The 24,725-nt window shown below is 62.9% G+C and carries 17 protein-coding genes and 1 pseudogene; 6 read left to right on the top strand and 12 right to left on the bottom strand.

The genetic code is table 11. The annotated features are described in order from the left end of the window. Positions 1 to 280, top strand: a 280-nt coding sequence (locus NKJ40_RS09095; protein ID WP_352465791.1) for a hypothetical protein, incomplete at its 5' end; no start/stop codon positions are given. An 80-nt stretch (positions 281 to 360) separates the two neighbouring features. On the opposite strand, the gene NKJ40_RS09100 is transcribed toward NKJ40_RS09095, so the two are convergent. Next, the gene (locus tag NKJ40_RS09100) at positions 361 to 792 is read right to left on the bottom strand and encodes a hypothetical protein (RefSeq protein ID WP_352465792.1); all 432 of its coding nucleotides are present in this window, start codon (positions 790 to 792) and stop codon (positions 361 to 363) included. Between the two features lie 476 nt (positions 793 to 1,268). Here NKJ40_RS09100 and NKJ40_RS09105 point away from each other — a divergent pair, with 476 nt between their 5' ends. From NKJ40_RS09105 to NKJ40_RS09115, 3 genes are read left to right on the top strand one after another with little or no spacing between them, the layout of a single operon-like run. Beyond that, positions 1,269 to 2,237 carry an HlyD family secretion protein gene (locus tag NKJ40_RS09105; RefSeq protein ID WP_352465793.1) on the top strand — a complete coding sequence of 323 codons (969 nt, stop codon included), beginning with the start codon at positions 1,269 to 1,271 and terminating at the stop codon, positions 2,235 to 2,237. Then, positions 2,234 to 3,847 carry a DHA2 family efflux MFS transporter permease subunit gene (locus NKJ40_RS09110; RefSeq protein ID WP_352465794.1) on the top strand — a complete coding sequence of 538 codons (1,614 nt, stop codon included), beginning with the start codon at positions 2,234 to 2,236 and terminating at the stop codon, positions 3,845 to 3,847. Before NKJ40_RS09105 ends, NKJ40_RS09110 begins: the two co-directional genes overlap by 4 nt. Before the next feature lie 18 nt (positions 3,848 to 3,865). After that, positions 3,866 to 4,120 carry a hypothetical protein gene (locus tag NKJ40_RS09115; RefSeq protein ID WP_352465795.1) on the top strand — a complete coding sequence of 85 codons (255 nt, stop codon included), beginning with the start codon at positions 3,866 to 3,868 and terminating at the stop codon, positions 4,118 to 4,120. Positions 4,121 to 4,168: 48 nt separating this feature from the next. On the opposite strand, the gene NKJ40_RS09120 is transcribed toward NKJ40_RS09115, so the two are convergent. Both NKJ40_RS09120 and NKJ40_RS09125 read right to left on the bottom strand, forming a co-directional pair. Beyond that, positions 4,169 to 4,921, bottom strand: a complete 753-nt coding sequence (locus NKJ40_RS09120; RefSeq protein WP_352465796.1) for a metallophosphoesterase family protein — start codon at positions 4,919 to 4,921, stop codon at positions 4,169 to 4,171. After that, entirely contained in the window at positions 4,914 to 5,726 is an 813-nt protein-coding gene (locus NKJ40_RS09125; protein WP_352465797.1) for a nucleotidyltransferase family protein, read from the bottom strand. The genes NKJ40_RS09120 and NKJ40_RS09125 overlap by 8 nt, the downstream gene beginning before the upstream one ends. Before the next feature lie 707 nt (positions 5,727 to 6,433). Between NKJ40_RS09125 and NKJ40_RS09130 the strand changes: the two genes are divergently transcribed. Beyond that, positions 6,434 to 7,297 (top strand): hypothetical protein, encoded by an 864-nt coding sequence (locus NKJ40_RS09130; RefSeq protein WP_352465798.1) that lies wholly within the window; start codon positions 6,434 to 6,436, stop codon positions 7,295 to 7,297. Between the two features lie 59 nt (positions 7,298 to 7,356). On the opposite strand, the gene amaB is transcribed toward NKJ40_RS09130, so the two are convergent. The 7 genes and pseudogenes from amaB to NKJ40_RS09165 all read right to left on the bottom strand — a co-directional run bounded on the left by amaB (position 7,357) and on the right by NKJ40_RS09165 (position 18,691). Then, entirely contained in the window at positions 7,357 to 8,868 is a 1,512-nt protein-coding gene (gene amaB / locus NKJ40_RS09135; RefSeq protein WP_352465799.1) for an L-piperidine-6-carboxylate dehydrogenase, read from the bottom strand. Positions 8,869 to 9,052: 184 nt separating this feature from the next. Further along, the gene (locus NKJ40_RS09140) at positions 9,053 to 10,315 is read right to left on the bottom strand and encodes an RNA polymerase sigma factor (RefSeq protein WP_352465800.1); all 1,263 of its coding nucleotides are present in this window, start codon (positions 10,313 to 10,315) and stop codon (positions 9,053 to 9,055) included. Next, entirely contained in the window at positions 10,312 to 10,686 is a 375-nt protein-coding gene (locus NKJ40_RS09145; RefSeq protein WP_254817007.1) for a YciI family protein, read from the bottom strand. The genes NKJ40_RS09140 and NKJ40_RS09145 overlap by 4 nt, the downstream gene beginning before the upstream one ends. Positions 10,687 to 10,771: 85 nt before the next feature. Next, on the bottom strand, positions 10,772 to 11,890 hold the full coding sequence (locus NKJ40_RS09150; protein WP_352465801.1) for a DNA topoisomerase IB: 1,119 nt from the start codon (positions 11,888 to 11,890) through the stop codon (positions 10,772 to 10,774). Between the two features lie 119 nt (positions 11,891 to 12,009). Next, on the bottom strand, positions 12,010 to 12,894 hold the full coding sequence (locus NKJ40_RS09155) for a transglutaminase family protein (protein ID WP_352465802.1): 885 nt from the start codon (positions 12,892 to 12,894) through the stop codon (positions 12,010 to 12,012). 7 nt (positions 12,895 to 12,901) lie between these two features. Next, on the bottom strand, positions 12,902 to 15,313 hold the full coding sequence (locus NKJ40_RS09160; protein WP_352465803.1) for a circularly permuted type 2 ATP-grasp protein: 2,412 nt from the start codon (positions 15,311 to 15,313) through the stop codon (positions 12,902 to 12,904). A 6-nt stretch (positions 15,314 to 15,319) separates the two neighbouring features. Continuing rightward, positions 15,320 to 18,691: pseudogene (locus tag NKJ40_RS09165) on the bottom strand (transglutaminase family protein). 685 nt (positions 18,692 to 19,376) lie between these two features. Between NKJ40_RS09165 and NKJ40_RS09170 the strand changes: the two are divergent. Further along, positions 19,377 to 19,853 (top strand): hypothetical protein, encoded by a 477-nt coding sequence (locus tag NKJ40_RS09170; RefSeq protein ID WP_352465804.1) that lies wholly within the window; start codon positions 19,377 to 19,379, stop codon positions 19,851 to 19,853. A gap of 1,085 nt (positions 19,854 to 20,938) precedes the next feature. Here NKJ40_RS09170 and NKJ40_RS09175 read toward each other — a convergent pair. Both NKJ40_RS09175 and NKJ40_RS09180 read right to left on the bottom strand, forming a co-directional pair. Beyond that, positions 20,939 to 22,129, bottom strand: coding sequence for an acyl-CoA dehydrogenase (locus NKJ40_RS09175; protein ID WP_352465805.1), 1,191 nt, complete (start codon positions 22,127 to 22,129; stop codon positions 20,939 to 20,941). A gap of 239 nt (positions 22,130 to 22,368) precedes the next feature. Next, positions 22,369 to 24,681, bottom strand: a complete 2,313-nt coding sequence (locus NKJ40_RS09180) for a Tex family protein (protein ID WP_352465951.1) — start codon at positions 24,679 to 24,681, stop codon at positions 22,369 to 22,371. Between the last annotated feature and the right edge of the window lie 44 nt (positions 24,682 to 24,725).

Here is a 24,725-nt window from a genome sequence, read left to right on the forward strand (position 1 = left end):
TCCGATGCTGGCCTCCACTCCAGCCAGCATCTTGAATCACAAAACAGATAAATCTGGAATCCCCTTTGATTCCGTCAAAGGGGGAACCGCTCTAGCCACGTCGAAGGATCGCGGGTCCATCCTTAGCCAGATCGCACCTGTCTGGACTGCGCTCGAACGCCAGTCGGACGAAGGCTCTCACTTGCGGCGGGCCAACTCAAATTCTCACATCAAAAACGGACGCATGGCCGCGACGAGGCGCAGCCAAGCGTCGAGGAGTTTCACAATCTGCGCGGCCTGACGGGCCACGAGCCCTTCCAAGTTCGGAAGCGCTCTCCACGGCGCGGAAAGAACGCGTGTTCCGCCGTTCCTCGTACCGCGTCAATGCACGATCAAGCCCTTCATCCAGGCAACAAATCTGTTGCCGCGAACTATCCCGCGCACCCTGGCAGCGGCCCATCTCGCTTGCATCGTAGCGCCAACATGGCAATGGCAGACGATTTGGTGCAACTGCCGGTCGCTCAGTTCGAAGAAGCGCTTTGCCTCACCATAGGTATCATCGTTCAGGCCCATGGCACGCAGAACCGGATCCTCGAACGCGACAGTGAGCGGCGTCCCAGCCCCACGCGATCTGTCACGCGCTTCCCTGTTCATATATTCGGTGCCTGGAAGCGCCCCAAGGCATCGCGTCGGGTTTTGTTCGAGAAGTTCTGCCCAACGTTCAATCCGCTGGTTTCGAGTCATCGCCGGATACGCCGCGAAGGACTCAACTTCCGCGACGGCATGCAGTTGGTCGAGTGTTTGATGTTTCATGGTCGGCTCCTGTCGACAGGTGAATTTGCCCACGCCTATATGAGCAATTATCGCGCCGTGGAGCGCTGACAAGGCCGGACCGCCGCAACATGAAGCGTACGGATCACCAGCCCGGTGAAGCGGCACTCGTATTCCAACGCGCCCGCGCCTGTGGGTTCGATGTCGACCCGTTAACCGAACCCGTTCCGGACAGGAACTTTTGCGGAAGCTTGCCGTTTGGCTTTGCGTCCGCTTCGGCGGCTGCACTATCAGTCTTGAAAGCAATTCCGTTGGACACGAAGCCTCAAAGCGTCGAACAAGACGTCGAGCCTGTAAATGAAACCCGGGAGCAACCGGCCCCGGTTGGAGAATCTCGTGAGCGATCGGCAGGGCCCCGGCAGGAAAAGCCCGACGGAAATGCCTCGCAACGAAAGGCCGGTCTGCTCGGCTTTCCCAAGCGCCATCCCTATGCGACCGCAGCCATCGCGCTTGCGCTGTTGCTCGTCGCGGCAGGCGTCGTGATCTGGTGGCTGAACGCTCGCCAGTACGAATCGACCGACGACGCCTTCATTGACGCACGCACGGTGACGATCGGCGCCCAAATCGCCGGCCGTATCACCGAGCTGGCGGTTACCGACAATCAGCATGTACAGGCGGGCGATGTCCTCCTGCGCATCGACAACAGCGATTATCAGGCAAACCTGAAGCAGGCCGATGCCGGCGTCGCCGCGGCCGAGGCCGAAATAGTCAATGTCACCGCCCAGATCGAGGCTCAAAACGCAAAGGTGAACGCTGCCCAGAGGCAGGTTGCACAGGCCAAGGCAGCGCTGGATTTCGCCAAGGCCGAGGATCAACGCAATCGCGAACTCCTGGCCAGGGGCACGGCAACGCAGCAGCAGGCGCAGCAGGCAGCATCAACGCTGCGTCAGGATCAGGCCGCGCTGGACAGCGCCGAGGCCAATGTCGCCTCCGCAAAAAGCCAGGTTTCGGTCTTGCAGGCGCAGGCCAGGAGCGCCGAGGCGCAACTCGAGCAGGCCAAGGCCACCCAGGAGCAAGCCCGCACGACGCTGTCACGCACGACCATCACAGCACCCGCCGCCGGGCGGGCAACGAGCATTTCGGCCGCGAACGGCACCTACGCCCAACCCGGCCAGGTATTGATGATGTTCGTTCCCGACGAGGTCTGGGTGAAGGCCAATTTCAAGGAGACGCAGCTCGACCTGATGCGGCAGGGACAGCCGGTCGACATCGACATCGACGCCTACCCGGACAAGTCCTTCCATGGCCGCGTCGACAGCATCCAAGCCGGCAGCGGCACCGCCTTCAGCCTCCTGCCGGCCGAAAATGCCACCGGCAATTACGTCAAGGTGGTGCAGCGCGTGCCGGTCAAGATCGTCTTCGACAAGCCGCCGGATGTGCTTCTCGGCCCGGGCCTGTCGGTGGTGCCGACGGTCAAGGTGCGATGAGCGGCGAAACCGCCAGAAATCAGGGCGAAAGCCGATCCGCCGCCGGGACGCACAATCCCTGGCTTATCGCCGTCGTCGTCTCCATCGCCACTTTCATGCTGGTGCTGGACACCTCGATCGCCAATGTCGCCCTGCGCAACATCGCCGGCAGCCTGGCGGCCGGAATGGACGAAAGCACCTGGGTGATTACCACCTATCTCGTTGCCAACTCGGTAATCATCCCGGTCAGCGGCTGGCTGGCAAGCGTCATCGGCCGCAAGCGCTACTACATGCTCTGCGTGGCGACCTTCACCGTCGCGTCGCTGCTGTGCGGACTGGCGCCCAACCTGGAACTACTCATCCTGTTCAGGGTCCTTCAGGGCCTCGGTGGCGGCGGCATGGCGCCAAGCGAGCAATCGATCCTTGCCGACACCTTTCCGCCTGAAAAGCGCCCGCAAGCCTTCGCACTTTACGGCATTGCAGTCATCGTCGCACCGACGGTCGGGCCGACGATCGGCGGCTGGCTGACGGACCATTTCTCCTGGCACTGGATCTTCTTCATCAACGTGCCGTTCGGCATCCTGTCGCTGGCGCTGGTGCAATGGCTGTTGGTCGAACCGGACGTACTCGAACGCGAACGCAAGGAACGGCTGAAAGGCGGTCTGAAGATAGACGGGGTCGGGTTCGTCCTGGTGGCGATAGCCTTGGGATGCCTGGAGATCTTCCTCGACCGGGGCCAGCGCTACGATTGGTTCGCCTCGAATTTCATCACCGCTTTCGCAGTGATTTCCGCGATCGCGTTCCTGCTGCTTATCCCATGGGAAATCAGCCGCAGCGATCCGGTCGTCGACATGCGCCTATTGTTCACGCGCCAGTTCGGTACGGCCTTCCTGGTCATGATGGCGGTCGGTGCTATCCTGTTCAGCACCACTCAGATCGTGCCGCAGCTGCAGCAGACGACATTTGCCTACACCGCGACGCTCTCGGGCCTTTCGATGATGCCGGGCGGCATCGCCATGCTGATCTTGATGCCGGTGTCCGGATTTGTAGGCAGCATCGTGCAGCCCAAATACCTGATCATGATGGGCATGTCGGTGGTCGCAATCGCGCTTTGGCACATGACCTCTCTTACCCCGGACGCCAGCTTCCGCTTCTTTGCCTTTGCCCGTGTCTTCCTGATGGTCGGGCTGCCGTTCCTGTTCATTCCCATCTCGACCGCGGCCTATGTCGGCCTGCCCCCGCAAAAGACCAACCAGGCATCGGCGCTGATCAACGTTGCACGCAATATCGGCGGCAGCATCGGCGTCTCGCTGTCCAACACCGTCATTGCGCAAAGCTCCCAGATCCATCAATCGAATCTGATCGGCCACACCGTGCAATCGTCGCCCGCCTATCAGCAGGTGCTTCGGCAGGCGACCGAGCATTTCGTCGCCCAGGGTTCGCCGATGGTCGAGGCGAAGCAGCAGGCGATCGGCTGGCTTGGCCAGTTGATCGCCCGCCAAGCCACGCTGCTCGCCTATGTCGATGTCTTCCGTTACTGCGCGGTGGCAACCGCCCTGTTCGTTCCGCTTGCGCTGCTGCTGCGGTCAAGCAAGTCGGGCAGCAGCCAGCCGAATCCGGAGATGGGCTGACCGGCCAAGTGCGACCGTGTGGTTTTCAAAAACGAGGAAGCCGGGAACCAGCTGACCCATTGCGTTGTTCTGCGCCAAGAGGAGATGATCACGATGGCCACTATTCCCACACCCGAGCCAACACCGACCCCGGTACCGCCGCCTCCCATCCCCGATCCCAAGCCCGTGCGTGAGCCGGACCCCGACAGGCTCCCCGACGAGGACCCCATTCCCAATCCGGATGAAAACGATATTCCGCCGAAGCGGATGTCTTTCAGCCGGCAGTTACCGTGATCGCTCTGCAGCGTGTCGGCCGATTGCTTGTGCCAGTGGCAGCGCCTGTCAGATTTCGAGCATGGCGTAGGGACGGCCGGTCGGCTTGGCGACATGCATGGAAACGTTATAGACCGGCGCCCCGCCCGGCGTGCGGCCCTCATAGGCGCCGCGATGCGCATGACCATGCACCACCGCGCTGACCTGGAACCGGTCTATTGTCTCGGCCAGGCGTGACGAACCGAGAAACGGGAATATCTCCAGCGGCTCGCCTTCGACCGTCTCGACGACAGGCGCGTAGTGCAGAACGACAAGCGTGCGTTTGGCGCGGACCTGCCGCATCGCGTTTTCAAGCCGCATCGCTTCGTTCACGCTTTCCGCCACCATTGACTTGATCGCTGGTTCGCCGAAGGAGCCGAGCATGCGCGATCCAAAACCGCCAACGAAACCCTTGACCCCAACGAACCCGACCTCGTGAATCTCTGTCGCCTCGCCGTCGAGCAGGTGAACGCCCGCCTGGCGCAGAATGTCGGTGACCTGCTCGACGGCGCCTGACTCATAGTCGTGGTTGCCAAGTACGGCGACGACCGGGATCGTGCAGGCACGCAGTTCCTCGGCAAGGATTTCGGCCTCCCGAGGCTTGCCGAGATTGGTAAGGTCGCCCGTCAGCACGAGAACCTGGGCTTCACGCGACATCTCGCCGAAAAGATCGCGGTACGAGGCCTGGTCTTCCTTGCCGACATGCAGATCGCCAATGGCGGCGACTTTGAGTGCGCTGCCGTTTTCCGCCTTTGCCGAAGCAGTTTCGAGCTCGTCAGCCATTGCTATGTTCTCCTTCACCGCCGACGTCGGCAAAGCCCCAGTCCTTGACGTCGATCTCATAGTCGGTTCGTGAAAGCATGCGCCCGCGGCAGATTTTCATCCGGGAAGGTGGCAATTCGCGCTGCTTGGCCAGCCGGTCAAGCAGCTCATCGAGCAGCCAGGCGGGTACGCGGCCCCGCTCCGACGGATAGATCCATCGGAAGTTCAAGAGATGCATCAGCAGAACTTCCCAATGAACTTCCATGTAGGAAAGGAGCCGTTGCCAGTCGATCTGATCGTGCGTCTTGAGGATGGTGTGCGAAACGTCGGCGCCATCGTGGCGGCCGCGGTCCTGGATGAAACATTTGGACCAGACAAGCTCGGTGGGACCGATGATCCGCACCTGGCTGCCCAGCAATTCGCCCTGACGGGCGTGCTCCAGCCACTGGTCGTCGACCGGCATTGTGCCGTTCATTGAGGCGAAAATGACGTCGAAAAAATGCGTCCCCTTGAACACTTTGCCGAGCCACCGGTCGTCCTCGACCACGACGGCGTAGCCGATCCGCTTGAAATGGGCGAGGATGCGCGGGCAGTCGCCGGCCTTGCAGAAAATGTCGAGATCCTTGGTCGGGCGGATGATCCCGGTATAGGCGCTTACGGCATAGGTGCCGGCGACAAGAAAGGGGATGCCGGTCGCGACAAGTTCGCGGATCGCTTCGATATAAAAGACCTCCGCTTCGGCATTGCGAAGCGTCGGGGCGGCTTTTGGATCGACCGACGGAACGGATGCCGGGATAGCGCTTTCCGGTGGGGGATTGATGATCATAAGCAATGGCTCCTGGCCCGGCAAACCAGCAGCCGCCTATATCTAATAGCCAAGCACGCCCGATGGTTCCCGCCGCTGCGTGCCACGGCCGCTCTCGCCTGCTGCATCAGGCGGACACACCGCCGTGGCAGGCCTTCGAAGCGGTCATGGCTGTCGGCTGCGGCGGCAGCCGTGAAAAGACATGTGAGCGGTCATCGCAGCGCGGTCAGCCTCAAGCGCGTCGAGGCGGAGTAGGCCCGCTATCGTCCTCCGGTTCGGAAAGGATTGGCTTCAACATGGTTCCCGAGCTGTCGGAGGCACTGCGCACCCGGCGCAACAGCCACTTGAGCGCTCGTGGCCAGACCGACTCTGTTTGCCGGAAAGCTGCAGGCGGCGTGGCAAGAAGGCCATTCTCCATTTGTAGTTCCTTACTGTCTCAGTCCAATCAGCGTTCTTCAACGAGCAAAACTTGTGTTGGTTCCGCATCGCCATCGACGGTAGCACGGGCTGGCCAGGCGAAGCCACCATTTGTGGGTTCGAGCAGGCTAGCCTCGTGCGGCAAGATCAGCGCTCGCGAGATCAGGGTCCTCGGCGACCAAGTCGCGGAATTCAGCTACTAGCCGGCGGGATTCAGCTCGTATCCTGATCCGCCGGCTCTGGACACGGCCCGCGAAGGCTGAAATTGTTACCGGCATTTCCAGTTGCAAATTTGGTTGGGCTCGGCGGGGATGGCGCTGGTTTCTGAAGACATTGCCGGCCATCCGGCATTGCGTCGCCATGTCCAGGCTCAGTCGCGGACGCTGCTCCAGACCTATGAGGCGAACCCGCGGCTGGCTTCCGTATTCGCCACGCAACAACGCTGGCTGATGGCCCATATCGGGCTTGCCCTGTATTTCGATCGAGAGCCGGACGATCATCGCAAGGGACTTACGTCTACACGGTTCATGGACGGCATCTGCCGGCATTCGGTGGCCAGCCGCAACACCGCCGATGCCTTCCTGAAGGAGATGCTGCATTACGGTTTCATCCGGCCTCTGCCGATTAAATATGGGCGCATCCGCCCCTTTGAGCCGACCGCGGGCACTCTGGAGACGGTTGCCGGCTGGGTCATGGCGCATCTGAAAACGCTGGACAGCCTGGACAATGGATCTCGACTGGCTGCATTCGTCGCATATCCGGACGTGCTCGCCGAACTGCAGCCGTTGGTGGCCGACGGCCTGCTTTCGTCGCATGCCGTGCGCGAGCCAAGTCAGACTTTTTCCTTGTTCACCTGGCTCGACAATGGCGGCATCGTCATGGATTGGCTGATGTCCGGCGTCGATCCCGATCATGCCGACCTGGACCGAATTCCGACCGGTGTCGTCTCAATCGGAGATTTCGCGAACTGGCTCAAGCTTTCCCGGACCCACCTGTCACGCAAATTGCGCGATGCCGAGGAACTCGGCAGCATCGGCTGGCTGGGCCAGCGCGGTCATTCGGTCATGTGGGTGTCGAGCGCGTTCTATCAGGAATACATGACCGCCCAGGCGGTCAAGCTCGCCATCATCGATGCAGCCTTCGACAATTGTGTTGTAACTTCCGACGCCAGCTGAACCGCGAGCCGAACGCCGTCGTGGCGGGTTTGGCGCCGCCGCGCCGAAGGTCTGGTATTTCAATCGATGTCGAACGACACGCCCTGCGCAAGCGGCAGCGCCTTGGAATAATTCACCGTATTGGTGGCGCGCCGCATATAGGCCTTCCAGGCATCGGAGCCGCTCTCGCGGCCGCCGCCGGTTTCCTTCTCGCCACCGAAGGCGCCGCCGATCTCGGCCCCGGATGTGCCAATGTTGACGTTGGCGATGCCGCAATCCGATCCGTCGACGCCGAGGAAGCGCTCGGATTCCTGCAGGTCGCGGGTGAAGATCGACGATGACAGCCCCGCTCCCACCGCATTGTGTTCTTCTAGCACGGCGTCGAAGTCCGAATATTTCATCACATAGAGGATAGGCGCGAAGGTCTCCTCCGTCACCGGCGAAACCTGCCGCGGCATTTCGACCAGCGCCGGACGCACATAGTAGGCCTCGGGATGGCCGTTCTCGACCCGTATTCCGCCGGTTATTTTACCGCCATGCGAAGCCGCCTCCTCGAGCGCCTTCTGCATATTCCCGTAGGCAGCCTTGTCGATCAGCGGGCCGACCAGAGCGCTTGTCTCCAGCGGATTGCCGACCGAGACGCTTTCATAAGCTTTCTTCAGGCGCGGAACGAGTTGGTCATAGACGCTCTCATGCACGAACAGGCGCCTGAGCGTCGTGCAGCGCTGGCCGGCCGTGCCCATGGCGCCGAAGGCGATGGCGCGGAGCGCCATGTCGAGATCGGCCGTCGGGCAGACGATGCCGGCATTGTTGCCGCCGAGCTCCAGCACGGCACGGGCAAAGCGCTTCGCCAGCCGTGGGCCGACGTCCCTGCCCATGCGCGTCGAGCCGGTCGCGGAGACCAACGGCACCTTCGGATGATCGACCAGGATCTCGCCGACGGCGCGATCGCCGATCAGCACCGGCGCCAGCCCTTCCGGCGCATCGCCGAAACGCTTTGCCGCGCGCTTGAAGATCGCTTCGCAGGCGAGCGCCGTCAGCGGTGTCTTCTCGGACGGCTTCCACACCACCGCGTCGCCGCAGACCAGCGCAAGTGCTGCGTTCCACGACCATACCGCCACCGGAAAGTTGAAGGCCGAGATCACGCCAACGACGCCCAGCGGATGCCAGGTTTCCATCATGCGATGGCCGGGACGCTCGGTGGCGATGGTCAGGCCGTACAATTGCCGGGAAAGACCGACGGCGAAATCGCAGATGTCGATCATCTCCTGCACTTCGCCAAGACCCTCGGACGGTATCTTGCCGACTTCGATCGACACCAACCGGCCAAGCTCGGCCTTGTGTGTGCGCAATTCCTCACCGAGCAGCCGCACCAGCTCTCCACGCTTGGGAGCCGGCACCTGCCGCCACGCCAGGAAAGCCTTGTGGGCATTGTCGATGGTCGTTGCCGCATCGGCCGGCGAGATGGTCTTCAGCGCGGCGATCTGCTCGCCGGTCACCGGGCTGCGCACGATGAGGTCGCCGCCCGTAAGCGCGCCCTCGGCAACGCCCAGTTTCGCCAGAAGCCCGGCCGTTTCCTTCGCAATCGTCATTTTCATCCCTTTCCAGATCCCGTCGCTCATATGGCGTCGGTCCAAGCCTTGCGCCATACCCGCTCCCTGCCGGTTGGCACACCAGGCGCTGTCATGGCGTGGCATTACGCGTTTCACGGAAAAATCGCCACCCCGGCATGGTCTAAGCAAAGGTCAGACTGTTGAACCAGGCGGAGGCGTCGGATCAATGCGCCGTTTGCTTAGCGCCTTCTTTCATCAGCCGGTCGATATGCATGCGGATATGCGCTGCCTCGGCGGCCGTATTGGCAAGCGCGATGGCGCGGTCGAAAGCGACGCGCGCCTCCTCGCCGCGGCCAAGCTGCATCAGCAGTCCGCCCTTGAGGCCGAAGAAATGGAAATAGCCGGAAAGCCTTCCCTCCAGCGGCTCGATCATGGCGAGTGCGGCTTCCGGTCCACGCACCTTGGAGACCGCGACGGCGCGGTTGAGCGTCACCACCGGCGACGGCTGCATCTGCTCGAGCAGGCCGTAGAGCAGGTCGATCTCGTTCCAGTCCGTATCCTCGGGCTTTTCCGCCCGCGCATGCAGTGCGGCGATCGCCGCTTGCACCTGGTAGGGACCGGGCTTGCGATGGCGCAACGCCTTGTCGACCAGCGCCAGGCCTTCATCGATCATCTTGCGGCTCCACAGGCTGCGGTCCTGGTCTTCGAGCAGCACGACCCCGCCGTTCTCGTCGAAGCGAGCAGGCGAGCGTGCATGCTGCAGCAGCAACAGCGCCGTCAGCCCCATGATCTCCGGCTCGGTCTGGAATAGCCTGAGCAGCAGCCGGGCCAGCCGGATCGCCTCTTCGCAAAGCGGCGCACGCGCCGCAGCCTCGCCGCTGTTGCTGGAGTAGCCTTCGTTGAAGATCAAGTAGACCATGGCGGCGACGGCGGCGAGCCGTTCGGAGCGCTCGACCGCTCCCGGCGTCTCGAACGGCACCCCGGCATCGGCGATACGCGCTTTGGCGCGCGTGATACGCTGCTCCATCGCGCTTTCACCGACGAGGAAGGCACGGGCGATCTGCTTGACCGTCAGGCCGGAGACAATGCGCAACGCCACCGCGATCTGCTGTGTGGCCGGCAGGTCGGGATGGCAGCAGATGAACAGCAGCCGCAAAATATCGTCGCGGTAATGCGCCCCGTCAAGCCGCTCGGCGACGTCGTTCTCGGCATCCTCCAGATCGGAGATCTGGTCCTCCTCCGGCAGCGGCGCCTGCTTGGCGCGCTTGCGCACCGCATCGATGCCGCTGTTGCGGCCGACGAAGATCAGCCAGGCTGCCGGATCGCGCGGCGGACCGTTTTTCGGCCAGTTGTTCAGTGCCCTCAGGCAGGCGTCCTGGAATGCTTCCTCCGCCGCGTCGAGGTCGCGGAAGTAGCGCAGCAATGCCCCCATCACCTGCGGGCGAGCGGTGCTGATTGCCGTGCTGATCCAGGCGAGTTCGGTCATGCGGAAACCTTGGCGGGATTGAAGAGCGAGACCGGCCGGATTTCATAGGAGCCGCCGCTCGGGTTGACCTCGGAAAGCTCGCGCGCGAAGTCGACGGCCTCATCGAGGTCGGCGCATTCGAGCGTGTAGAAGCCGAGGAACTGTTCCTTGGTTTCGGCAAACGGGCCGTCGATGACAATCGATTCGCCCTTGACTTTCCTCAGCGTCGTCGCCGCGGTCGTCGGCAAGAGCCGCGCCACTGGGCCAAGCCGGCCCGCCTGGGCATATTTTTCCTGCACACCCAGAAGTTTTTCCATGACGGCGTCGTCCTGCTCCTTGCTCCAGGAGCAGACGACGTCTTCAGAGGCATAGCAGAGGATCGCGTAGAGCATGGGTCGTCCTTTTCTTTATCAAAGGACGAAACACTAGGACCGATGCCGACATGGCGTCGACAAAAAAATACGCCCCGGTCCGGCGTCATTCCCTCGCCTTCAGCCATCTCAAGACCAAGGCCTCCTCGTCGTCGAGTCCGGCGATCGAGCGCTTGCCTTTGTTGGCATCCGCCATTTCGTCGAGCAGCCGTCCTTCGGACCAGGCGCGGAAGACTTCCGGATGGATGTAGCATTGGCGACAAACCGCGCGTGTGTTGCCAAGCCGCTCGGCAACCTTGTCGATGACGCTGTTCATCACCCGCTTTTGCTGCGCCTGGCTTTCGGGACGTTCGGTTTGGGCAAACAGCGACGCGGCATGAATGGTGCCGCCCCAGGTTCTGAAGTGCTTGGAGCTGAACTCCGCTCCGGCGTTATCCCTGACATAGCGGTTGACGTCGTCTGAGCGGACCGGATGCCTTTTTCCGTCCTCGTCGAGATACTGGAACAGTTTTTGGCCCGGCAGGTCCTGCGCTCCGCGCACGATCTTGGCGATCCGGCGATCGACAAGCTTCAATCTCCATTCCTTGCCGGATTTGCCGATGAAGGCGAAGCGCAGGCTCGAGCCCTTGATGTCGACATGGCGGTCACGCAGCGTGGTCAGTCCAAAACTCTTGTTGTCGCGGGCATAGGCGGCATTGCCGACACGGATCATCGTGTTGTCGAGCAGCCAGACGATAGCCGCAACGACGCGTTCCAGCGGCAGGCCGTGACGGCGCAAATCGACGTCGATCTGCCGCCGCAGTTCGGGCAGGCTCTCGGCGAAGGCGATCAGGCTCGAATATTTGACCCCGTCACGCTCCTCCGCCCAGTGCTGATGATAGCGGTATTGTTTGCGCCCGCGCTGGTCCCGACCGGTCGCCTGAATGTGACCGTCGGCGTCCGGCGAGATCCAGACATCCGTCCAGGCCGGTGGAATGGCAAGCGCCTTGATGCGTGCCAGCGCCTCCCCGTCGACAATCCGCCCGTCCGGTCCTTTGTACGAAAACCCCTCACCTGAACGCAGCCGGCGAATACCGGGATCAGTGTCGGTGACATAGTTGAGCGAGGCCCGAACGGCCGAGACTTGCGCGCCGTTCTCCAGCGCTCCGTTCTGCGGCACCCCGTTCTTTGGTGCAGCTTTCCTCACAGCCGATTGGCCAGACGACGACCCGGATTTGTCCAGCATGTCCTCTCCACGGAATTTCCGTAGATAAGCCGCTTGCCGGCTGCGGGTTCCACCCGCCTCTTGATCTCTTGGTTCCAGAACAGCCTATCGACGTCGCCGTGCAACGAAGACGTGCGTCGTCACGCCTTTTCGAGCACGACCGGAATGACGTCGACCGCTTGCTCGCCGACCTGCCCGCCGGTGGTTTTCAGCACGCCGACGATCGGCGCCACATCGGAGTAGTCGCGGCCATAGCCGACCGTGATATGGTCGTTGCTTGCCCGCATGCCATTGGTCGGATCGAATTCCTGCCAGCCGGCATCGCGCCCGCACCACACCTTGACCCAGGCGTGCATGGCGTCGGCGCCTTCGAGCCGCGGCTTCCCGCGCGGCGGAATGGTGCGCAGGAACCCGCTGACATAGCCTGCAGGGATGCCGAGGCCGCGCAGGCCGGCGATCATGATGTGGGAAAAATCCTGGCAGACGCCGCGCTTCAGGCCGAAGGCGTCGCTGGCCCGCGTCTGCACGGTGGTCGCCTCGCCGTCATAGGTGAAATCGCGGTGAATGCGGTTGCACAGAGCCATGGCCGTGCCGACTGTCGAACTGCCGGCACTGCCTTTCGCATAGGCAGTGATTGCCGCATCGATGCCGGCATGATCGCTGGCGGCCAGAAAGTGATGCGGCGAAGCCGGCGCCAGCGAGTGCACTGCGCCGAGTTCTTCCCTCAGCCGGCGTATGTCCGGCGATACGTCGAGCCCGGGCTCCGGACGCGACACTGAAACACGCGCGCTCATCCTGATGTCGAGCGCATCATGCGCGTCACGAAAGGCGATCGAGGTGACACTGTTGCCGAAAAAGTCGGAAAAGTCGGAGCGTTCGCTGGGCGCCGGCACAAAAGACAGTGTAGCGGCGATGACGCGCTGCACGCCAGGGATGGTCGGCGGCAGCACGCGCACCTGATGGCGGCCGCCGCCGGCCGCCGCATCATAGTCGTAACGCAGGTGAAGCCTGATGTCGTAGAGCATGCCGTCTCTATCCGAAATAGGCTTTGGCGAGGCTGTTGTAGAGCCCGCCGATTTCATTGGCGAGATCGCCGAGGGCCTTGGCCGTCATGTCCGAAGGCTCCTTGATGGCAATCGACGTGTTGAGCTGCAGGATTTCCTTGGCCGCCGGCGACATATGGCCTTCAGCGCCGACAGCGGGCAGCAGCGCGATTTCGGCCTTCAGCCGTTCGAGCTGGAAAAGGATTGAGCGCGGGTTGAGCGGATCGAGCGCCAGAAGGTCGACCACGGTGCGCCGTCCCGCCTGCACCGGATATTGCCGGCGGTGGGTCATGACGCTGTCGCCGATCTCCAGCATCATGTCGAGCGCGCCTTCCGGCGCCTGGGCTCTGGTCAGCCGGGCGAGTGTGCGGGCGATCTGGATGCCGCGTTCGAGCCTGCGGCCGATTTCGAGGAAACGCCAGCCAGCAAAGCGGTACATGTTCTCGTGCAGCAGGCCGGAAAACCCGGCCAGCTTGCGCAGGATGACCGTCATTGCCCTTGTCGCGTCGTCGCCCGGCGCCACTGTCGCGGCAAATTGATGGATGGTCTTCGACAGATCCTTCAGTGCCAGCCAGCCATCGGGCGAGAAGCGGTCACGGATCTGCCCGGCGCTGTAGACGGCGCTGTCCAGCGTGCCGATGAGCCCCAATGGGATTGCCGTCTCGACGTCGATGCCGAACGGCGCGAGATAGTCGCTGATGTCGGCGAGCAGCGGCATCTCGGGATCGGATGTCTCGGCCAGCCGCACATGGTAGGCGCGCAGGATGCGCACCGTGTCTTCCGACCGCTCTATATAGCGGCCGAGCCATGTCAGGTTCTCCGCCGCGCGGCTGGGCAGGCTGCCCGGCAAGGTGCGGGTAAAGCTGTCGTGCTCCTGCGGCAGCAGCGTCTCGCGCTCCACCGGCCTGTCGCTGACCACCCACACATCCGCCGCCTGGCCGCCGCGCTGCATGGCGATGGCCGTCGGGTCGAGCGAAAAGCCGACACGCGCAAAACCGCCCGGCATCACCGTCCAGCCTTCCGGCGTCCGCGCCAGATAGACGCGCAGGCTTGCCGGCCGTGGCTCCAGCCAGCCGCCGACGTAGACAGGAGTGGTCGAAAGCGTCACCGCTTCCTGGCCGACAAAGTCGCCGCCGTCCTGTTCGATCCGGGCGACGAGCTCGGCCCGTTCCTCGACCGACAGCGCTGACCCGAGCTTGGTCGAGCCATCGTCCTCGAAGGCAAGCCGCGTCGACAGCGCCGGGCCGATCACCATGCGGTCGATATTGGCGAGCACATGCTCGCGCTCCGTCTCCTGCCCGCACCACCATGTCGCGACCGTCGGCAGCAGCAGTTCCTCGTTGCGCAGGGCGCGCGAAATCTTCGGCAGGAAGGCGAGCAGCGCGCGTGTCTCCATCAGGCCGGAACCCAGCGCGTTGACGGCCGAAACCGCCCCTTGCCGGACCGCTTCGACCAGCCCCGGCGTGCCGATCTGCGAGTCCGGCCGCAATTCGAGCGGATCGGCGAAGGCGGCGTCGAGCCGTCGCCACAAGACGCTCACCGGCATCAGCCCCGAAACCGTGCGCACCATCAGCCTGCCGCCCGAGACGGTCAGGTCCTCGCCCTCGAGCAGCATGATGCCGAGATAGCGGGCGATATAGGCATGTTCGTAATAGGTTTCGTTCAGCGGTCCCGGCGTCAGGATGGCGACACGGCCACCGGCTTGCTTGGCCATGCCGATCAGCGCATCGCGAAAACGGCGGAAGAAACCGGCCAGGCGGTGCACATGCATCTCGCCGTAAATGTCGGACAGCGCCCTTGTGGTGGCGACGCGGTTTTCCAGTGCGAAGCCGGCGCCAGATGGGGCCTGTGTGCGGTCGCCAAGCACCCACCAGCGGCCATCCGGGCCACGGCCGAGCTCGAAGGCGCAGAAATGCAGGAAATGGCCGCTGGCCGGCCTGGTGCCGACGACCGGCCGCAAATATTCGGGGCTGGCCGCGATCAGTCCGGCCGGCAGAATGCCTTTCTCGACCAGCCGGTTCGGCCCGTAAATGTCGGCGATGGTCTCCTCGAACAGATCGGCGCGCTGGACCAGGCCGGCGCTGATGTCAGCCCATTCCTGCTCCTCGATCAGCAGCGGCACATGCGCCAGCGGCCATTCCCGCTCGTTGGCGCCGGCCTTGTCGTAGACGCGGTAATAGACGCCGGCATCGCGCAGGTACTGGTCGGCGCGGGCGAAGCGCTGGGCAAGCTTTTCCGGACCCAGGTCCTCCAGCGCCTCGATGAAGTGCCGCCAGGCCGGCCGCGGATTGCCCGACGCATCGACCATCTCGTCGACGACGCCGTCGATCGGCTGGTAGTGCTCCAGCAGACTGTGGGTCTGCGGCTTGCTGCGCAGCCTTTTGTGATTCCCCTTCGCCATTGCTGATCAGAGTCTTTGCGGCCGCCGAAGGTCAAGGGTCATCGGGAAATCTTCAGAGGCTTCTTCGTTGCGCAGCACATAGCTGGACGGCGTATGGCCACGCGGCTCGAAGCGGGCGAGCCGCCGCGCCTCCGCTTCGTTGCCATTGACCGGGAACGTGTCGTAGCTGCGCCCGCCGGGATGTGCCACATGGTAGACGCAGCCGCCGACCGCGCGGCCCGACCAGCGGTCATAGATATCGAAGACCAGCGGGGTGTTGACCGGTAGCGCCGGATGCAGGCCCGACGCCGGCTGCCAGGCCTTGAAGCGCACGCCAGCCACCGCGATTTCTCTGTTGTCGGTCACCTTCATCGGCACGACGCGACCGTTGCAGACGACGGCGTGACGCTCCGGGTTGAGTCCCTCGGTCTTCACCTGCAGCCGTTCGACGGAGGAATCGACAAAGCGCACGGTGCCGCCGATCGCGCCTTGCTCGCCCATCACATGCCACGGCTCGAGCGCCTGCCTGAGCTCCAGCTTGATGCCAGCATGCTGGACCTCGCCGCAGAACGGGAAGCGAAATTCGAGCTGCGCGTCGAACCATTCAGGACGGAATGCAAAGCCGTTCAGCTTGAGGTCGTCCAGCACATCGAGAAAATCCGCCCAGACATAATGCGGCAGCATGAAACGGTCGTGCAGCGAGGTGCCCCAGCGTACGAAGCGACCGTCGAGCGGGTTCTTCCAGGCCCGGGCGATGATGGCGCGCACCAGCAATTGCTGCGCCAGGCTCATGCGCGCGTTGGGCGGCATCTCGAAGCCGCGGAATTCGACCAGCCCGAGCCGGCCGGTCGGCCCGTCCGGCGAAAACAGCTTGTCGATGCAGATTTCCGAGCGATGGGTATTGCCCGTCACGTCGGTCAGAAGGTTGCGGAACAGCCGGTCGACCAGCCACGGCAGGGGTGCCGCGCCCTTGTCCGGATGCGGCACCTGCGCCATCGCGATTTCGAGTTCGTAGAGCGAATCATGGCGCGCCTCGTCGAAGCGCGGCGCCTAGCTGGTCGGGCCGATGAACAGGCCGGAGAACAGATAGGACAGCGACGGATGCCGCTGCCATTGCAGCACCAGGCTTTTCAACAGGTCGGGGCGGCGCAGGAACGGACTGTCATTGGGCGTTGCGCCGCCGACGACAACATGGTTGCCGCCGCCGGTACCGGTGTGGCGGCCGTCGATCATGAACTTGTCGGCACCAAGCCGCGTTTGCCGCGCCTCTTCATAGATCGCCGTGGTCGTCGCCACGCAATCCTGCCAATTCGCGGCGGGGTGGATATTGACCTCGATGACGCCGGGATCGGGTGCGACACGGATGACATTGAGGCGCGGATCGTGCGGCGGGCCGTAGCCCTCGATATGCACCGGCATTCCGATCGCCCTTGCCGCGTTCTCCGCCGCAGCGACCAGCTCGAGATAGTCCTCCAGCGCTTCGACCGGCGGCATGAACACACAAAGCCGTCCGTCGCGCGGCTCGACCGAAAGGGCGGTGCGCACGGCGCCGCCGATCTCGGTAATCTCCTGTTCGACGCGGTCCTGCTGGCCTGTAACGGCCGTGAAGGATACCGCCTGCTGGCGGCGCGCCATTTCGTCGGCGCCTTCCAGTTCGGCCGGAGCGGGCGAAGAAGCAGCACCGGGCAAGATCGCCTCACGCGCCGGCAAGGGTCCGCGCGGCAGCGATGGGTCGACGGGCACGATATAGGGGAACTGCGCCGGCGGCACATAAGGCAGCGTGCCGAGCGGCAGGCGGTAGCCGACCGGCGAATCGCCGGGCACCAGGAACAGCCTGCCGCGCCGCGTCTTCCACTTCTCCGAGCGCCAGCGCGGTCCGGACGCCTGGCTGTTCCAGCGCTGGACGGGCAGCACATAGCCCGACGGCTTGGTCAGCCCGCGTTCGAACACCCTCGCCATGCGGCTGCGCTCCTCCGGGTCCTCCAGCTTCGAATTGGAAGGATCGACGTTGTCAGGCAGCTTGCCTTCCTTGAGCAGCCATTCGGCCGGATCCTCATAGGCTTCGCTGACCATCGTCTTGTCGATGCCGAGTTCGTCGGCAATCGCCGTCAGCAGGCTCTCGGCCTGCTTTGGTCCGACATCCGCCTCGCTCTTTTCATGTGCGATCAGCGACGGGTCGCTCCACACCGGCTCGCCGTCGGTGCGCCAGTAGAGCGAGAACGTCCAGCGCGGCAGGCTTTCGCCGGGGTACCATTTGCCCTGTCCGTAATGCAGGAAGCCGCCCGGCGCGAAGCGTTCGCGCAACCGGCGGATCAGGGCATCGGCCTTTTCCCGCTTGGTCGGCCCGACGGCTGCGGTGTTCCACTCGGCCGCCTCGAAATCGTCGATCGAGACGAAGGTCGGCTCGCCGCCCATGGTCAGCCGCACGTCGCCGGCCAGGAGCGCGGCATCGACTTGGTTGCCGAGCGCATCGAGCGCCTGCCAGCTCTCGTCGGAGAACGGCTTGGTGATACGCGGATGTTCGGCGATGCGGTCGACCCGCATGTCGAAGCCGAACTCGACATTGGCGAAGCTCGCCATGCCGGAGATCGGCGCGGCATTGCGGAAATGCGGCGTTGCCGCGAGCGGCACATGGCTTTCGCCGGTGAGCAGGCCGGAGGTCGGGTCGAAGCCGATCCAGCCGGCGCCCGGCAGATACACCTCGCACCAGGCATGAAGATCGGTGAAATCGGTCGCCGTGCCAGGCGGCCCGTCGAGCGCGACGAGGTCGGGTTTGAGCTGGATCAGGTAGCCGGAGACGAAACGCGCGGCGATGCCGAGGTTTCTCAGTATCTGCACCAGGAGCCAGCTGGAATCCCGACACGATCCCTTGCCGGCGGCCAGCGTTTCCTCGGGCGAGAAGACGCCGGTTTCCATGCGCACGATATAGGCGATCTCGCGTTGCAGCCGCGCATTGAGGTCGACGACAAAATTGACGGTATTGGTCGCACTGCGGTCGACGGTTTTGAGGAACGCCTGCAACAGTGGCCCTGCCGGTTCCGGCGTACGGTAGATGGTCAGATCGTCCCTGATCTCTTCGGGGTATTCGAATGGAAAGGTCTCGGCCGAGGGCTCGACGAAGAAATCGAACGGATTGTAGACCGTCATGTCGGCAACGAGGTCGACCTCGATCTTCAATTCCGTTACCGGGTCGGGAAAGACGAAGCGGGCAAGGAAATTGCCGTAAGGGTCCTGCTGCAAATTGACGAAGTGGTTTGCCGGCCCGACCTTCAGCGAATGGCTGAGCACCTTGGTGCGGGAATGCGGCGCAGGCTGCAACCTTATGACTTGCGGTCCCAATACGACCGGCCGGTCGTATTTGTAGTGGGTCAGGTGATAGACGGCTGCCAGAATTGCCATGGTGCCCCTGAAGTCGGCGTTTCAAAAGGAGTTCGCTGAACCCTGACACGAATGCTGACCATTCTCCAAGCAGAGATGTTGCGCTGCACCTAAATTAAGCAGCTTTCATCGCTTCACGAAACGGAGCGCCGACCTTGGGATTCCGCAGCGTGGCGGCAAGACGTTGCAACGCTGCAGAGCCGAAGGCCGGCGGGTCAGCACCGGGCGCTGTCCCGCCGGTATCGATGATCGGCGGCACACGCGATGCTTTGGTCGAAAAGAGCTGAAAAGAAAAAACCCGTCTCGGTAGGCGGGTCGCCGGTGCAAATTAGCACCATAACGAAATTAGCGATATTAGGTAGCAGTTAAACCTAGACCCCCACTGACCGACCTCGCCTCCGAAACCGTCTAGCTTCTTTGCTACGGTCGGAGGCCACAGACGTTTCCACAGCGCTTCCGACTATTTTGTTCCCGGACGAGATCGCGGCTTAGCGGTGTGAACGGGTCGGCTGTAAATGCTATTGTCATGACGCCGAGATTCTCTCCTGTGAATAAAAGCGGAACAATCAATCACAGTTATGGCATTCCTATCACAGGCTGCTTGCGAATCGTGGCCGCTGGTGTTAGTTGCTGAGGGATGGAACACAATCTTATCACCCTTCGCAGACGCGAGATCGAACAGCGCATAGCTCAGATGAAATCTGATATGGCTGTTTTCGAAAAGGAATTGATTGAGCTGGAAATTGCCGAGCGCGTCTTGGCGCGTCTCTCTGGCGCAGAGCGGGTTGAGGCTCGCCCGGCAAATCAACCAACAGCGGCGCCTTTCAAAGGCATACTGGCGAAAAAGCTCACGCTCCCTGAAATGATTGAGGCGGTTGTCCGCGAGAAACAGGAAACGTCATCTCACTTCGACGGATGGGAGCCGAAAGAGATCGGGAAGCAGATCGAAAGGAAATATTCTGTCGATCCAGGCGGCGCGGCCGTTAGCTCGATCACGTGGCGAATGTGGAAACGCGGACAACTCGAAAAGGTAGAGGGAACCTCTGCCTATCGATTGCCTGACAAACAAAAACCCGCTGACTTGCTATCTCCTACCGGGGAACAGCCAGCGGGTTTGTCCGATCAACCAGCACGAGACGGAGAGCCCGTCCAGGAGGTGGCACATGACAACATAAACAGTTGACCCTTTTTGGGCGGCTTGGCGTTACGAGCGCCTAAGTCGCCCTTGTTGGGCCGGGAAGTGGTTTCCGCTCCGGGATTTGCACCATGGGGCGCGGGGTCCGACTCCCCGTCGGTCCACCAGATTCTGTAACAGAGTCTGATAGATTCGTCAAACCGGGACCGTCTCAGGAAGGCGGCCCGGTTATTCCTTTTTCTATGAATTGAATGCCTCGCGATTCTAACGCCGCTCGCAACGCGTTCATGTTGTTGCCGATCGGAACAGCCGGCAAACGTGTTGGCTTTTGCTTGCGTCATCACCGCGCTAGGAGATTGCTTGTATCTAGCGAAGGCCTTGGCAAGCATATCTTCTGGCAGATCGCAGACCGACCACGTTAAAAAAGCCAGCGAGTCACTACGTGACAATGTGTTGAGCAGCGTCCTACCGGCGCTTTTCCAAAAAGTATGGTGATCTGGTTGCGCTATGCTAGGCGTGTACTTTAGACAGCCATCCAAGGCTGTGACCGAAAACTGAATAATTCTTTTTTTGCGAAAATGTGGAAAGGCGTCCAGCGCGTGATTGACCGCATCCATGCTAGGCCACACTGAAAGGCCCCAGCTATCACATTTGGTCACATCTATTCCGGGTCGGTTCCGCTCAGCAAACGACTGGAAATCCCTTGCATTCGCTTGGGTCCCATCTATCGCTTTGTACAAGTCTGCGTCCACTTTTGCTGCGTCGGACGGCGGGCATCCTTTTGGTCTGCTTTGATGAACCTGCAATATGACCCCCCCGAAGACACTCAAGCCCGCAATAGCGCGTTGCCGAGTCTTTGTCTACCAGTGGGGTTTAGGTGTAACTGCTGCCTAATACCGAAATTAGTAGCATAGCTTCCGGTACAAAGCAAGAACAAAATGTGGCATCGTCGGCAAAAGTTGCCGATCTCCCGCCTTGCGAGGGGAGATGCCAGGCAGAGGCGCCCTGGAAGCGGAGGCCACCTGGCAATGCTAGAGCGGTTCATCGTTTCAAGGAAACGCCGAACCGCTCTATCCTTTTGTTTTGACGCAATTCCGGACGGAAAACCGTTTCACACTTTTCCTGGAATTGCTCTAAAAGAACGCCTGCAACCCGGTCTGCGCCCGTCCGAGGATCAGCGCATGCACGTCATGCGTGCCCTCGTAGGTATTGACGGTCTCCAGGTTCTGGGCGTGGCGCATGACGTGGTAGCCGATCTGGATGCCATTGCCGCCATGCATGTCGCGGGCCTGGCGGGCGATGTCGAGCGCCTTGCCGCAATTGTTGCGCTTGACGAGCGAGATCATCTCCGGCGCCATCTTGCCTTCATCCATCAGCCGCCCGACGCGCAGGCTGCCCTGCAGGCCGAGCGCGATCTCGGTCTGCATGTCGGCGAGCTTCTTCTGGAAAAGCTGCGTGCCGGCCAGCGGCTTGCCGAACTGCCTGCGGTCGAGGCCATACTGGCGGGCGCGGTGCCAGCAATCTTCTGCCGCGCCCATGGCGCCCCAGGAAATTCCGTAGCGCGCCCGGTTGAGGCAGCCGAACGGTCCTTTGAGACCCGAGACATTGGGCAGCAGCGCGTCCTCGCCGACCTCGACGCCTTCCATCACCACTTCGCCGGTGATCGAGGCTCGCAGCGACAGCTTGCCGCCGATCTTCGGCGCCGACAGCCCGTTCATGCCCTTTTCAAGGACAAAGCCGCGAATCTCGTTGTCATGCGCGGCCGATTTTGCCCAGACGACGAACACGTCGGCGATCGGCGCGTTGGAAATCCACATCTTCGAACCGGAGATCCTGTAGCCGTTCGCGCTCTTCTCGGCCCGCGTCTTCATGCCGCCCGGGTCGGAACCGGCATCCGGCTCGGTCAGGCCGAAGCAGCCGATCCATTCGCCCGACGCCAGCTTCGGCAGATATTTCTTGCGCTGCTCTTCCGAGCCATAGGCATGGATCGGATACATCACCAGCGACGACTGCACGCTCATCATCGAGCGATAACCGGAATCGACGCGCTCGACCTCGCGCGCCACCAGCCCGTAGGTGACGTAGTTGGCGCCGAGCCCGCCATATTCCTCGGGGATGGTGATGCCGAGCAGACCGGCCTCGCCCATTTCGCGGAAGATGCCGGCGTCGGTCTTTTCCTCGAGATAGGCTTCCTCGATCTTCGGCGCGAGCTTGTCGGCGGCAAACGCCGCGGCGCCATCGCGCACCATGCGCTCGTCCTCCGAAAGCTGGTCCTCGATCAGGAAAGGATCATCCCAGACGAATGCGTTCTTATCGGCGGCCATGGCTCTCGGTCTCCCAAACTCATGTATGTCGCCCAAAGCTTGCCCGCGGGCCTGACCCGAGGGTGTTCGGCAGCTTGGAGATAACGACATGCATCGAAACAGAAATCTTGAAACGCGCGGCTTATCGGCTCCCGTCCTGAAAAAATCAAACGAAATAGCTTCGCCGATCCATGAGCATTGGTGATGGATCATCAATGTCGAGCGCCGCCGTCTGACCTGCCACAGCCAGGCTCGCGAAATTACTTCCGCTTCAACGCATCGGCCAAAGCGGCGCCGAACGCGCCCTGCTGCACCGGCCGCTCCGGCTGGCGTTGGGGCGCCGGCGCGCGCGGCACCGGCCTGCTGCCATTGTCGCGCGGCTTCGGTGCGCCACCGTCGCCGTCCTTGCGCATCGACAGCCCGATGCGCTTGCGCTTGATATCGACGTCGACGACACGCACCTTGACCACGTCGCCGGCCTTGACCACCTCATGCGCGTCCTTGATGAAACGGTCGGCCAGTTGCGAGACGTGCACCAATCCGTCCTGGTGCACGCCGATATCGACAAAGGCGCCGAAGGCCGCGACATTGGTGACGGTGCCTTCAAGCTGCATGCCGGGCTTCAGATCCTTGATGTCGTCGATGCCATCGGCAAAAGTCGCGGTCTTGAAGCCGGGGCGCGGATCGCGGCCGGGCTTTTCCAGCTCCGCCAGGATGTCGCGCACCGTCGGCAGGCCGAAGCGCTCATCGACGAAGATGCGCGGATCGAGCGCCTTGAGTGCGGCGCTGTCGCCCATCAGCGAACGGACGTCGCGTCCGCAGGCCGCAACGATCTTCTTGGCCACGCCATAGGCTTCCGGATGCACCGCCGAGGCATCGAGCGGTTCGCTGCCGTTCGGAATGCGCAGGAAGCCTGCGCACTGCTCGAACGCGCGGGGTCCAAGGCGGGACACCTTCAACAGTTCGCGGCGGCTGGCGAACGGGCCGGTCGCGTCCCGGTGCGCAACGATCGCCTCGGCAAGCGATGCGCCAAGACCCGAAACCCGCGCCAGAAGCGGCGCCGACGCGGTGTTGAGGTCGACGCCGACGGCATTGACCGCATCCTCGACCACCGCTTCCAGCGAGCGGCCGAGGCGGTACTGATCGACATCGTGCTGGTACTGGCCGACGCCGATCGACTTGGGCTCGATCTTGACCAGTTCGGCGAGCGGATCCTGCAGGCGCCGCGCGATCGACACCGCCCCGCGCAGCGACACGTCGAGGCCGGGAAATTCCGCCGCCGCCGTTGCCGAGGCCGAATAGACCGAGGCGCCGGCCTCGCTGACGATCACCTTGAGCGGCTTCGGCCCGGATCCGGCAGGCATATCAGCCAGCATGTCGGCCACCAGCCTTTCGGTCTCGCGGCTGCCAGTGCCGTTGCCGATCGAAATCAGCTCGACGTTGTGCAGCCGGATGAGCTTGGCCAGTTCGGCCTGCGTGCCGCGGACATCGTTCTTCGGCGGAAACGGATAGACGGTTGTCGTCGCCAGAACCTTGCCGGTGCCGTCCACCACCGCCACCTTGATGCCGGTGCGAATGCCCGGATCGAGCCCCATCGTCGGCCGCGAGCCGGCGGGTGCGGCGAGCAGCAAATCCTTGAGGTTGCGGGCGAACACATGGATCGCTTCTTCCTCGGCCCGCTCGCGCAAATCCCGCATCAGATCGAGCGTCAGGTGCAGCGACAATTTTATGCGCCAGGTCCAGCCGGCTACTTCCATCAGCCAGCGGTCGCCCGGCAACTGGCGGCCGATGGCGTAGGCATCGGCGATCATCCGCTCGACCGGTTTCACCGGTGACACATCGTCCGCATCGACCTCGATCTCGAGCGACAGCACCTCCTCGTTGCGGCCGCGCAGCATGGCCAGCGTGCGATGGCTCGGCACGTTGGCCCAGCGCTCGACATGGTCGAAATAGTCGGAGAATTTCGCGCCGGCCTCCTGCTTGCCATCGACGACGCGGGCGCGCAGGAAGGCGCGTTCCTTCATGTAGGTCCGCAACTTGCCGACCAGATCGGCATTCTCGGCGAACTGTTCGGACAGGATGTCGCGCGCGCCCTCGAGCGCCGCCTTGGTGTCTGCCACGTCTTCGCTGATGTAGGCCAGCGCCAGCTCGGCGGGCATGGCCGTACGGTCGGCGAGAATAGCTTCCGCCAGCGGTCCCAGCCCGCGCTCGCGCGCGATCTCGGCCTTGGTCCGACGCTTCGGCTTGTAAGGCAGGTAGATGTCTTCGAGCTCGGCCTTGGTGACGGCCGCGGCGATCTTTGCCTCGAGCTCCTCGGTCAGCTTGCCCTGCTCGCGGATCGAACCAAGGATGGTGTCGCGGCGCGCGTCGAGTTCGCGCAAATAGGCCAGCCGCTCGGCAAGGTCGCGCAGCTGCGTGTCGTCGAGGCCGCCGGTGACCTCCTTGCGGTAGCGCGCCACGAACGGCACGGTCGCGCCGTCGTCGAGCAAGCCGATCGCCGCCGCGGCCTGTTCGGGCCGCGCGCCGATCTCGGCGGCTATGATGGTTGCGATGCGCTTGATGTCGGCTGCCATGTCGTACCTGTCGTTGGTCGAAAGAGCAGCGACCATAGGCGCAG

Source organism: Mesorhizobium sp. M0119 (assembly GCF_040322615.1).
In the GTDB taxonomy this organism is placed as follows: Bacteria; Pseudomonadota; Alphaproteobacteria; order Rhizobiales; family Rhizobiaceae; genus Mesorhizobium.

Excerpts from the sequence above, each read along its gene's own strand:
- NKJ40_RS09100 (WP_352465792.1), bottom strand. The coding sequence starts at position 792 with ATGAAACATCAAACACTCGACCAACTGCATGCCGTCGCGGAAGTTGAG.
- NKJ40_RS09110 (WP_352465794.1), top strand. The coding sequence starts at position 2,234 with ATGAGCGGCGAAACCGCCAGAAATCAGGGCGAAAGCCGATCCGCCGCC.
- NKJ40_RS09120 (WP_352465796.1), bottom strand. The coding sequence starts at position 4,921 with ATGGCTGACGAGCTCGAAACTGCTTCGGCAAAGGCGGAAAACGGCAGC.
- NKJ40_RS09125 (WP_352465797.1), bottom strand. The coding sequence starts at position 5,726 with ATGATCATCAATCCCCCACCGGAAAGCGCTATCCCGGCATCCGTTCCG.
- NKJ40_RS09130 (WP_352465798.1), top strand. The coding sequence starts at position 6,434 with ATGGCGCTGGTTTCTGAAGACATTGCCGGCCATCCGGCATTGCGTCGC.
- amaB (WP_352465799.1), bottom strand. The coding sequence starts at position 8,868 with ATGACGATTGCGAAGGAAACGGCCGGGCTTCTGGCGAAACTGGGCGTT.
- NKJ40_RS09140 (WP_352465800.1), bottom strand. The coding sequence starts at position 10,315 with ATGACCGAACTCGCCTGGATCAGCACGGCAATCAGCACCGCTCGCCCG.
- NKJ40_RS09145 (WP_254817007.1), bottom strand. The coding sequence starts at position 10,686 with ATGCTCTACGCGATCCTCTGCTATGCCTCTGAAGACGTCGTCTGCTCC.
- NKJ40_RS09150 (WP_352465801.1), bottom strand. The coding sequence starts at position 11,890 with ATGCTGGACAAATCCGGGTCGTCGTCTGGCCAATCGGCTGTGAGGAAA.
- NKJ40_RS09155 (WP_352465802.1), bottom strand. The coding sequence starts at position 12,894 with ATGCTCTACGACATCAGGCTTCACCTGCGTTACGACTATGATGCGGCG.
- NKJ40_RS09160 (WP_352465803.1), bottom strand. The coding sequence starts at position 15,313 with ATGGCGAAGGGGAATCACAAAAGGCTGCGCAGCAAGCCGCAGACCCAC.
- NKJ40_RS09170 (WP_352465804.1), top strand. The coding sequence starts at position 19,377 with ATGGCTGTTTTCGAAAAGGAATTGATTGAGCTGGAAATTGCCGAGCGC.
- NKJ40_RS09175 (WP_352465805.1), bottom strand. The coding sequence starts at position 22,129 with ATGGCCGCCGATAAGAACGCATTCGTCTGGGATGATCCTTTCCTGATC.
- NKJ40_RS09180 (WP_352465951.1), bottom strand. The coding sequence starts at position 24,681 with ATGGCAGCCGACATCAAGCGCATCGCAACCATCATAGCCGCCGAGATC.